This window comes from Streptomyces sp. MJM8645 (assembly GCF_001625365.1).
Taxonomy (GTDB): Bacteria; Actinomycetota; Actinomycetes; order Streptomycetales; family Streptomycetaceae; genus Kitasatospora.
Genome location: NZ_LJJF01000001.1, coordinates 2,155,668 through 2,166,855, shown reverse-complemented (window position 1 = coordinate 2,166,855; position 11,188 = coordinate 2,155,668). Strand labels below are relative to the sequence as shown.

Genomic DNA, 11,188 nt, shown 5'->3' with positions numbered 1-11,188 from the left:
GACGAGGTGAGCCGCGCCGGACGACTAGACGAGTAAGTCCGAAGTGCCCGAGTGCATGAAGCGAGGGCCTCGTTGGTTCGTTTGTGACGACAAACCTCAAGGCCCTCGCGACTGCACTCTACGTGAAAGATCGATGACTCTCTGGCAGGAACTCGGTGACCGGGCCGCCCGCCGAGGCTGACTGATGCCGAGTTGTTGACGCTGGCGGTGATGCAGGCCCTGCTCGGCTTCGTCTCCGAGGCCCGGTGGCTCCGCTTCGCCCGCGCCCACCTGGCGGCCGAGTTCCCGTACCTGCCCGGCCAGTCCGGCTACAACAAACGACTGCGGGCCTCGAACACACTGATCAGCCGGTTCATCCGTGCCCTGGCCCGGGACACCGACCTGTGGCACGACGACGTGTGGGTCGTCGACTCCACACCCGCCGAATGCGCCCGTTCCCGGCCCGCCGTCAAACGTTCCGACCTGGCCGGCTGGGCCGGCTACGGCTACTGCCCCCCACTCACGGTTCTTCTGGGGCCTGCGGCTGCACCTGGTCTGCACGCCCGGCGGACTCCCGATCGCCTGGGCACTGGCCAACCCCAAGGCCGACGAACGCGAGGTGCTGGCCGACATGCTCACCCGCGACCAGGACCTCCCGGCCACCCATCCCGGGCAGACGATCGTCGGCGACAAGGGCTACGTCTCCAAGCACCTCGACGCCCTGGCCCGAGTCGGCCAGCGAATCCTCGCCCTGACCACCGCCATCTGGCACAACCGCCGAACCGGCACCCCGATCACCCGACCACTGACCAAGACTTCTCGTCTAGGGGCCCTCAGCCCCGCCGCCAGCGGTTGGTGATCGGCAGGCGGCGGTCCCGGCCGAAGTTCTTGACCGAGATCTTGGGGCCCGGCGGGTACTGCCGCCGCTTGTACTCGGCCGTGTCGACCAGCCGGACCACCCGGTCCACCACGGCCGGGTCGAAGCCGGCCGCGACGATCGCGTCCCGCCCCTCGTCGCCCTCGATGTAGCGGGCCAGCACGCTGTCCAGCAGGTCGTAGTCGGGCAGCGAGTCGCTGTCCTTCTGGTCCGGCCGCAGCTCGGCGGACGGCGGCTTGGAGATGGTGTTCTCCGGGATCGGCGGCACCTCGCCGCGCCGTCCGGCCTCCTCGTTGCGCCAGTGGGCCAGCCGGAAGACCAGCGACTTGTAGACGTCCTTGATCGGCCCGAACGCGCCCACCGAGTCGCCGTACAGGGTCGAGTAGCCGACGGCCAACTCGCTCTTGTTGCCGGGCGCGAGCACGATGTGCCCCTCCTGGTTGGAGATCGCCATCAGCAGGGTGCCGCGCAGCCGGGACTGCAGGTTCTCCTCGGCCAGGCCGGTCAGCTCGGTCGCGCCCAGGTAGGCGTCGAACATCGGGGCGATGGAGACGGTGCGGTAGTGCAGCCCGGTCCGGCGGGCCAGCTCGGCCGCGTCGTCCCGGGAGTGCTGCGAGGAGTAGCGGCTGGGCATGGAGACGCAGTACACGTTCTCGGCGCCGATCGCGTCCACCGCGATGGCGGCCACCAGCGCCGAGTCGATGCCGCCGGAGAGGCCGATCAGCACCGAACGGAAGCCGTTCTTGGTGACGTACGCCCGGGTGCCGGAGACCAGCGCGGCCCAGATCTCCGCCTCGTCGGACAGCCGCGGCGCCACCTCGGGGGCCGGGGTGTCCGCGGGCGCGGCCTGCGGCTCGCCGCCCAGGTCGGTGCGGACGAGGTGCAGCCCGTCGCTCAGCAGCAGGCCGTCGGTGTGGTCGTCGCCGGCGGCCGGCAGGTCGAGGTCCAGCACCAGCAGGTGCTCCTCGAACTGCGGGGAGCGGGCCAGCACCTCGCCGTCCGCGCCGACCACGATCGAGTCGCCGTCGAAGACCAGCTCGTCCTGGCCGCCGACCATGTTGACGTAGGCCAGTGGGCAGCCCGCCTCGGCGGCCCGGCGCCGGACCAGCTCCAGCCGCTGGTCGTCCTTGTTGCGCTCGTACGGCGAGCCGTTGACCACCAGCAGCAGCCCGGCCCCGGCCTCGCGGGCCGCGGTGACCCGGCCGCCGTCCTGCCAGATGTCCTCGCAGATGGCCAGCGCGACGTCCACTCCGTGCAGCCGCAGCACCGGCAGCTGCTCGCCCGGGACGAACCAGCGGTACTCGTCGAACACGCCGTAGTTGGGCAGGTGGTGCTTGGCGAAGCGGGTCACCACCTCGCCCCGGTGCAGCACGGCGGCGCAGTTCTGCGGGGAGCCGGCCGGGCGGCCGAACCTCGGCGAGGCGTGCTCGGAGCGTCCGAGGTAGCCGACCACCACCGGCACCTCGCCCAGCCCGTCGGCGGCCAGCCGCCCGGCCAGCTCGACCAGCGCGCCCCGGGACGCCTCGACGAAGGAACTGCGCAGGGCGAGGTCCTCGACGGGGTAGCCGGTCAGGGCCATCTCGGGGAAGGCGACCAGCTGGGCGCCGGCCTCCACGGCCTGCCTGGTCCAGCGCACCACCTCATCGCTGTTGCGGGCGATGTCACCGACCCAGGGGTCGATCTGGCTCAGGGCGAGACGGAGATTGGGCATGCCCCCGAGTGTAATCGTCGAACTGACGCAATGTGCTGTCCGGGGGGTCGGACCAGGGTCCGGACTGCCGTCCCGCGCGGTGATCGGCCATGATGGGGGCAGCCGCGTCCGGGGGTCTTCCGGGCGTAACACGAGCGTAAAGAGCAGAGGTGAGACTGTCCCCATGGGCAAGCAGCAGCAGTTCGTGCTTCGGACGCTTGAGGAGCGTGACATCCGGTTCGTCCGGCTGTGGTTCACCGACGTGCTCGGGTTCCTGAAGTCGGTCGCGGTGGCTCCGGCCGAACTGGAGCAGGCCTTCGAGGAGGGCATCGGCTTCGACGGCTCGGCGATCGAGGGCTTCGCCCGGGTCTACGAGTCCGACATGATCGCCAAGCCGGACCCGACCACCTTCCAGATCCTGCCGTGGCGCTCGGAGACCCCCGGCACCGCCCGGATGTTCTGCGACATCCTGATGCCCGACGGCTCGCCGTCCTACGCCGACCCCCGGTTCGTGCTCAAGCGCACCCTGGAGAAGGCCTCCGCCCAGGGCTTCACCTTCTACACCCACCCCGAGATCGAGTTCTTCCTGCTGAAGAACCTGCCCGGCGACGGCACCCCGCCGATCCCCGCCGACCAGTCCGGTTACTTCGACCACACCCCGCGCGGGGTCGGCCACGACTTCCGTCGACAGGCCATCACCATGCTGGAGTCGATGGGCATCTCGGTGGAGTTCTCCCACCACGAGGGCGCCCCCGGCCAGCAGGAGATCGACCTGCGCTACGCCGACGCGCTGTCCACCGCCGACAACATCATGACCTTCCGTCTGGTCATGAAGGAGGTCGCGCTGGAGCAGGGCGTGCACGCCAGCTTCATGCCCAAGCCGTTCTCCGACCACCCCGGCTCGGGCATGCACACCCACCTGTCGCTGTTCGAGGGCGACCGCAACGCCTTCCACGAGACCGGCGCCGAGTACCAGCTCTCCAAGGTCGGCCGCTCCTTCATCGCCGGCCTGCTCAAGCACGCCGCCGAGACCGCCGCCGTCACCAACCAGTGGGTGAACTCCTACAAGCGGATCTGGGGCGGCTCCCAGCGCACCGCCGGGGCCGGCGGCGAGGCCCCGTCCTACATCTGCTGGGGCCACAACAACCGCTCGGCGCTGATCCGGGTGCCGATGTACAAGCCCGGTAAGCAGGGCTCCACCCGGATCGAGGTCCGCTCCCTGGACACCGGCTGCAACCCGTACCTCGCCTACGCCGTCACCCTCGCGGCCGGCCTCAAGGGCATCGAGGAGGGTTACGAGCTCCCGCCGGGCGCCGACGACGACGTCTGGGCGCTGACCGACTCCGAGCGCCGCGCCCTCGGGATCCAGCCGATGCCGCAGAACCTCGGCGAGGCGATCGACCTGATGCAGCGCAGCGAGCTCGTCGCCGAGACCCTCGGTGAGCACGTCTTCGACTTCTTCCTGCGCAACAAGCGGCAGGAGTGGGAGGAGTACCGCTCCGAGGTGACACCGTTCGAGCTGCGCAAGAACCTCCAGGTGCTCTGAGCGCCTGAGCGGCTCAAACACCTTCGGGCCCGCTGTCGTTCGATCGGATGACAGCGGGCCGTCCGCTCGGGTGGATCGTTTCCCCAATGGCGGTATGTGAAGATCCTGTGACGGACGGTTGTGGTCCGATGGGCGTGCTCGTCCGTTCCGTCCCGAGAGGATCCCATGCCCTCCTCCGCTGTCAGCCGCGCCGCCGCGGCCCGTCTGCTCGCCCGCCGGACCGTCGTCGCGGGCGCCGCCCTCGCCGCCGTCGCGAGCCAGCTGCTGGCCACCCCGATCGCCGACGCCCGTGGCTCCGGCTCCGGCTCGTCGAACCCGCACCCGCGCGCCGAGACCATCTCCGAGAACCCGCTGCCGTTCACCACCCGCTTCCAGGGCGACTTCCACGGCTCCGTCACCAGGATCAGCAACTCGCTGATGACCTGTGACGAGACCAAGGCACCCCTCGACCCGGAGCAGCCGCCCTGCGAGGACGCCCGCAAGGGCCTCGGCAGCATGCCGATCAACAACAAGTACGAGATGAAGTACATCAACATCGACCCGGGCTCCATCGGCCCGCTCGGTGACCCGATCTACTCCGCCAGCTCCGCCGACCTCGGCCTGATCGACGGCTCCAAGGTCAAGTACGCCCGGCTGTACTGGGGCGGCACCCGCGGCATCGGCGACACCGTGCTGCCGGAGAACCAGATCGACGAGGTGTACCTCAAGGTCCCGGGCGAGAAGCAGTACCGGGACATCGCCAACGACCAGCCGTCCATCGGCTACATCACCACCGACGTGGAGAGCAGCTACCAGGCCTCCGCCGACATCACCGACCTGGTCAGGAACGCCGGCAACGGCACCTACACCGTCGCCAACATGGACTCGGTGGTGAAGCCGCACAGCTGGGGCGGCTGGACGATCGTCGTCGCGTACGAGAACGACTGCAAGCCGATGCGGCACATCCACCTGTGGGACGGCTTCCAGGTCGAGCTGCCGGACAGCCCGACGCGCCAGATCAAGCTCGCAGGGCTGCAGACGCCGCAGAGCGGTCAGCTCCACGGCAAGCTCGGCTGGGTGGTCTACGACGGCGACCTCAAGTGGACCGGCGACACCCTGTCGGTCAAGTCCACCAACGGGCCCGAGACGCTGTTCTCCGACATCAACCACGCGCCGAACGACGCCTTCAACTCCACCATCGAGGAGTTGACCCCGGAGGACCAGTTCGTCCGCAACCCGTACAACCGCAACAACTTCGGCTACGACTCCAACCGCTGGGACATCTCGCCGTACCTGCGCAACGGGGACACCGACCTCACCGCCACCTTCAACACCCAGAAGGACGGCTACGACATCGGCGTCTTCTACGCCTACGTCAACCTGGACGGCTCCACCGACGCCTGACCGGCCGCCGCCCGGCGCCGCTGCCGCCCCACCCGCACCGCGCGGGCCGGCAGCGGCGCCGCCGCGTTCCCGCCGGGCCGGCGCGGCGAGCCGCGCAGCAGCCGCTCGCACGGCCGCTCCACCCAGCGGTACAGGCCCGCCGCCACCGCCAGCGACCCCCCGGCCAGCAGCAGCCAGACCCCGAGCGCCGCCGCCCCGGGCGCCGGGCGGCCCAACTCGGCGAGCCAGCAGCGGATGCCGATCTCGTGCACCAGGTACCAGGCGTAGGACCACTCGCCGAGCCGCACCGCCGTCCGTCCGGCCAGCCCCCGCCCGTCCGGCCCTCGTCCGTCCGGCAGCCGGGGCACCGCACCGGCCGCGTCCCGCTGGGCCGCCGCCACCAGCAGCGCCGCGAACAGCGCCGCCGGCACCAGCTGGGAGGCGCTGTACGGGCCCCACCACAGCGCGTCCGGGACGGCCGCGTGCCAGGGCGCCAGCAGCAGGTGCCAGCCCGCCACCGCCGCGGCCGCCGCGCCGAGCCGCACCCGGGGGACCATCCCGTGCCGCACCGCCAGCCCGACCGCCACCCCGAGCACGAACTGCGGGGTACGGGCCAGCGGCAGGTAGTCCAGCAGCCAGCCGCGCACCGTCGGATCGGCCGGCAGCAGCGGGCCCGCCGCCCACAGCGCCGGGCCGAGCGCCGCGCACACCGCCGCCACCGGCAGCCAGGCCCGGCGGCGCGGCGCCAGCAACCGCAGCAGCAGCGGGAACAGCAGGTAGAACCAGGCCTCGGCGCCCAGCGACCAGGACGCCGGATTGCCGCCGTACACCGTCGCCTGCGCCCACGGATGCACCAGCAGCAGCGACCAGAGCGTGGCCGCCACCGGCAGCGCCGTGCCGATCGCGGCGTCCGCGCCCAGCGACAGCACGGTGCTCAGCACGTGCAGCGGCCAGATCCGGGCGAACCGGCGGCGGGCGAACGCCCCGGCGGGGACGGGCGAGCCGCCGTACGTCCAGGCCAGGACGAAACCGGACAGGACGAAGAAGAACGTCACCCCCGAACGCCCGTACCAGGCGAGCGGGTCGAGCACCGGCAGCCCGCCGACCTTGCGGGACAGGTGGTAGAGCACCACCAGCAGGGCCGCCCAGAAGCGCAGCCCGGTGAGCGAGGGCAGGCGGCTGGGCATCGGCGCTCCGGAACGGGACGGTACGGGGTGGCACGGGATGGGGTGGGACGGGGTGGCACGGTCGGCGCGGGGAGAACGAGCGCGGCGGGCCCGAGGTCACGGACGGACGGCGCGGCGCGCGGCGGCGGGCCGTCCGGCGGTCGTGTCCGGCGCCGGGCCGTCAGGGCGCGTAACCTGCTGGGGCGGACGGATGGAGGGGCCATGGCGGTGGACGAACAGCGGGCCGGGAGCCGGGTCAGCCGGCCGGAGATCAGGCTGGTCAGGCGCGGGTTCACCGACCCGGCGCAGGCGGTGCGGCTGCTGGCGGGCCCCGGCCTGGAAGGCCTGGCCGACGACCCCGTGCTGCTGGACGCGCTCGGCGCCACCGCCGACCCCGACCTCGCCCTGCTCGGCCTGGCCCGGCTGCTGGAGGCCGCCGACCAGGCCGAACGGCACACCCTGCGCGACACCCTCACCACCTCCAAGCCGCTGCGCGACCGGCTGCTCGGCGTGCTCGGCGTCTCCACCGCGCTCGCCGACCACCTGGCCCGGCACCCGCACGACTGGCACATGCTGGTCACCTTCGAGCTGCGCGACATGCACCCCGGCCCGGAGGACTTCCGCCGCGCGCTCGCCGAGGGCGTCCGGCGCGGCCGGGAGGGCGGCCGCAGCCCGGCGGACGCGCTGCGCGTCGCCTACCGCCGCTGCCTGCTCGCCATCGCCGCCCGCGACCTCACCGGCACCACCGACCTCGCGCAGACCGCCGCCGAACTCGCCGACCTGGCCGGCGCCACCCTGCAGACCGCCCTGGACCTCGCCGCCGAGCAGGACCAGGACGCCGCCCGGGCCTGCCGGCTCGCCGTGATCGGCATGGGCAAGTGCGGCGGCCGCGAACTCAACTACGTCTCCGACGTGGACGTCATCTTCGTCGCCGAGCCGCGCGAGGGCGTGGACGAGCACGAGGCCGTCAAGGCCGCCACCAGGCTCGCCGCCGCCCTCACCCGGCTCTGCGCGGACACCACCGGCGAGGGCACCATCTGGCCGGTGGACGCCAACCTGCGCCCCGAGGGCCGCAACGGCCCGCTGGTGCGCACCCTGGCCAGCCACCTCGCCTACTACCAGCGCTGGGCCAAGACCTGGGAGTTCCAGGCGCTGCTCAAGGCCCGCCCGGTCGCCGGGGACGCCGAACTCGGCGCCGCCTACCTGGAGGCGCTGGCCCCGATGGTCTGGCAGGCCGCCGCCCGGGACAACTTCGTCACCGACGTGCAGCAGATGCGCCGCCGGGTCATCGACTCGATCCCCGCCACCGAACTGGACCGCCAGCTCAAGCTCGGCCCCGGCGGGCTGCGCGACGTCGAGTTCTCCGTCCAACTGCTCCAACTGGTGCACGGCCGCACCGATCCGGCGCTGCGCAGCGGCAACACCCTGGAGGCGCTGGCCGCGCTCTCCCGCGGCGGGTACGTCGGCCGGGCGGACGCCGTCTCGCTGGACACCGCCTACCGCTTCCTGCGCTCCCTGGAGCACCGGATCCAGCTCTACCGGCTGCGCCGCACCCACCTGATGCCCACCGGCGCGGAGGACCTGCGCCGGCTGGCCCGCTCGCTGGCCGCGCTGATCAACGACGACACCCGCTCCGACCCGGTGGCCGCGCTGCAGCGCGAGTGGAAGCGGCACGCGGTGGAGGTCCGGCGGCTGCACGAGAAGCTGTTCTACCGGCCGCTGCTCGACGCCGTCGCCGAACTGCCGCCGGGCGCGGCCGGGTTGACCCCGGACGCGGCCCGGGCCCGACTGGAGGCGCTGGGCTACGCGGACCCGGCCGCCGCGCTGCGCCACCTCAGCGCGCTCGCCTCCGGGGTGAGCCGCAAGGCCGCGATCCAGCGCACCCTGCTGCCGGTGCTGCTCGGCTGGTTCGCCGACTCGGCCGATCCGGACGCCGGGCTGCTCAACTTCCGCCAGGTCTCCGACGCGCTCGGCCGCACCCCCTGGTACCTGCGGCTGCTGCGCGACGAGAGCGCCGCCGCCGAGCAGCTGGCCCGGGTGCTGTCGGCCGGCCGGCTCGCCCCCGACCTGCTGCTGCGCGCCCCCGAGGCGGTCGCCATGCTGGGCGACCCGCAGGGCCTGGCGCCGCGCGGCCGGGCCGCCCTGGAGCAGGAGATACTGGCCGCCGTCGGCCGGGCCGGATCCACCGCCGCGGCCGTCGCCGCCGCCCGCTCGGTGCGCCGCCGGGAGCTGTTCCGCACCGCCGCCGCGGACGTCCTCGGCCGCCTCGGCGAGGACCCGGCGGAGGCGCTGGACACCGCGGGGGAGGCGCTGACCGCGCTGAACGCCGCCACCCTCCAGGGCGCGCTGCGCGCCTGCACGGCCGGCTGGGAGGCCGAGCACGGCGACCTGCCGACCCGGATCGCGGTGATCGCGATGGGCCGGTTCGGCGGCCACGAGCTGGGCTACGGCTCGGACGCCGACGTGCTCTTCGTCCACGAGCCGCTGCTCGGCTCGCTGGAGCAGGACGCCGCCCGGGCCGCCCAGGCGGTCTGCAACGAGCTGCGGACCCTGCTCGGCGCGCCGTCCACCGAGCCGCCGCTGCTGGTCGACGCCGACCTGCGGCCGGAGGGGCGCAGCGGCCCGCTGGTGCGCACCCTCGCCTCGTACGCGGCGTACTACCGGCGCTGGTCGCACGCCTGGGAGAGCCAGGCGCTGCTGCGCGCCGAGCCGGTGGCCGGGGACGAGGAGCTGGGCGCGCGGTTCCGGCAGCTGATCGACCCGCTGCGCTACCCGGGCGTCGGGGTGCCGGAGCGGGACCTGGTGGAGATCCGCCGGATCAAGGCGCGGATCGAGGCCGAGCGGCTGCCGCGCGGCGCCGACCCGACCACGCACACCAAGATCGGCCGCGGCGGGCTGGCCGACGTGGAGTGGACGGTGCAACTGTTCCAGCTCCAGCACGGGCACGAGCTGCCGGCCCTGCGCACCACCCGGACCAGGGCCGCGCTGGCGGCCGCCGCCGGGGCCGGGCTGGTCGGGCGGTCGGACGCGCAGGTGCTGGACGCGGCCTGGGTGCTGGCCTCCCGGGTGCGCTCGGCGGTGATGCTGGTGCGCGGCCGGCCCGGCGACAGCTTCCCCGGGGAGGCCCGGGAGCTGGCAGGGGTGGCCCGCTACCTCGGGTACGGCGCCGGGCACAGCGGCGAGCTGGTGGACGACTACCGGCGGACCACCCGGCGGGCCCGGGCGGTGGTGGAGCGGCTGTTCTACGGCGGCTGAGACCGGCGGCTGAGGCCGGCGGCTGAGGCCCGGGGGCTGAGGCCGGCGTCGAGGCCCGCGGCTGAGGCCCGGGCACGCGAAAGGGGCCCCGGGTGGGGCCCCTTCGGTTCGTCCAGGTCCGGCAGCTCTACCGGCGGGCGCTGCTCACCGCGGGTTCGCTCCACTGCTCGGGGACGGTGATCGGCTCCTCCGCCGTCTCCCGGGCGGGCACCTGGGGCAGTTTGTAGACCCAGGAGCGGTACATCCAGCGGGCGGTGAGGAAGCCCAGGGCGAGGCAGAGCTCACCGCCGACGGCGTCCATCCAGAAGTGGTTGGCGGTCGAGACGATCACCGTCAGGGTGGCCAGCGGGTAGAGCAGGCCGAGCACCCGGACCCACGTCCGGCGGGCCAGGTAGAAGATGGCCAGCCCGCACCACATCGACCAGCCGATGTGCATCGAGGGCATCGCCGCGTACTGGTTGGACACGTGCGCGGCGGGCCCGGAGGCCATCGAGCCCCAGGTGCCGTGGACCTTCACGGTGTCGATGAAGCCGCCGTCGGTCATCAGCCGGGGCGGGGCCAGCGGGAAGAAGTAGAAGCCGATCAGGGCGATCGCGGTGGTGGCGAACAGCACGGTGCGGGCGGCGACGTAGCGGCCGGGGTGGCGGCGGTAGAGCCAGACCAGCACGCCGATGGTCACGATGAAGTGCAGGGTCGCGTAGTAGTAGTTCATCCCGGTGATGAGCCACCCGACGCTGTCGACGGCGTGGTTGATCGAACGCTCGACGGCGATGCCCAGCGACTGCTCCAGGTCCCAGATCCAGCGCGTGTGCTTCTGGGCTATCGAGGCCTGCTCCGGGACGGCGTTGCGGATGATCGAGTAGATCCAGTAGCTGATCCCGATCAGGGCCAGTTCGAACCAGATCTTCGGCCGGGCCGGTGAGCGCCGTTGGTCGCGGATGCGGCCGCGCAGTGCGGCGATACGGGACTGGGTGGCGCGGGCGGCTCCGTCGGGCAGGCGTCCCGAGGAGGCCGGCCGTGCTCCGGAACCGTCACCGAGCGCCGCTTCGGCCCGCTGTGCGCGGCCGTGTTGGATCTTGGTCGGTTCCCCCATGGACGAGAAGTCTGCCAGACGTCCCGTCGCCGTCCGATCATCCCCTGGCAGTGGATTCTTCACCGGCTGTCCCCCTTGAGGGCTAGGGGGAGGCTCCCACCGGGGTAGGGGGTGAGGTCGGGTCTGGTGCTTACCGGTGGGACAGGCATGCGTCCCATTGTTACGCCGACCGCTCCAAGGGCGTAATCGGGGTGGCGGCAACGGTCCTGGCCTGGAGTTT

General features: G+C 72.7%; 6 protein-coding genes and 1 pseudogene. 4 read left to right on the top strand and 3 right to left on the bottom strand.

Annotation, left to right across the window (positions count from 1 at the left end):
- Positions 1–83: 83 nt before the first annotated feature.
- Positions 84–838, top strand: a pseudogene (locus A6F73_RS09220) (IS982 family transposase).
- Here the strand turns inward: A6F73_RS09220 and A6F73_RS09215 are convergent.
- On the bottom strand, positions 813–2,567 hold the full coding sequence (locus A6F73_RS09215) for an NAD+ synthase (protein WP_063347346.1): 1,755 nt from the start codon (positions 2,565–2,567) through the stop codon (positions 813–815). The pseudogene A6F73_RS09220 and the gene A6F73_RS09215 overlap by 26 nt on opposite strands.
- A gap of 163 nt (positions 2,568–2,730) precedes the next feature.
- Between A6F73_RS09215 and glnA the strand changes: the two genes are divergently transcribed.
- Together glnA and A6F73_RS09205 are read left to right on the top strand one after the other, a co-directional pair.
- Positions 2,731–4,092 (top strand): type I glutamate--ammonia ligase, encoded by a 1,362-nt coding sequence (glnA, locus tag A6F73_RS09210; RefSeq protein ID WP_063347345.1) that lies wholly within the window; start codon positions 2,731–2,733, stop codon positions 4,090–4,092.
- A gap of 165 nt (positions 4,093–4,257) precedes the next feature.
- Entirely contained in the window at positions 4,258–5,475 is a 1,218-nt protein-coding gene (locus A6F73_RS09205; protein WP_063347344.1) for a hypothetical protein, read from the top strand.
- Here A6F73_RS09205 and A6F73_RS09200 read toward each other — a convergent pair.
- On the bottom strand, positions 5,442–6,641 hold the full coding sequence (locus tag A6F73_RS09200) for an acyltransferase (protein WP_063347343.1): 1,200 nt from the start codon (positions 6,639–6,641) through the stop codon (positions 5,442–5,444). The two genes, A6F73_RS09205 and A6F73_RS09200, sit on opposite strands and share 34 nt — an antisense overlap.
- Positions 6,642–6,842: 201 nt before the next feature.
- Here A6F73_RS09200 and A6F73_RS09195 point away from each other — a divergent pair, with 201 nt between their 5' ends.
- On the top strand, positions 6,843–9,875 hold the full coding sequence (locus A6F73_RS09195) for a bifunctional [glutamine synthetase] adenylyltransferase/[glutamine synthetase]-adenylyl-L-tyrosine phosphorylase (protein WP_063347342.1): 3,033 nt from the start codon (positions 6,843–6,845) through the stop codon (positions 9,873–9,875).
- Positions 9,876–10,002: 127 nt separating this feature from the next.
- Here A6F73_RS09195 and A6F73_RS09190 read toward each other — a convergent pair whose 3' ends face one another.
- Positions 10,003–10,968, bottom strand: a complete 966-nt coding sequence (locus A6F73_RS09190; protein ID WP_063347341.1) for a phosphatase PAP2 family protein — start codon at positions 10,966–10,968, stop codon at positions 10,003–10,005.
- Positions 10,969–11,188 lie beyond the last annotated feature (220 nt).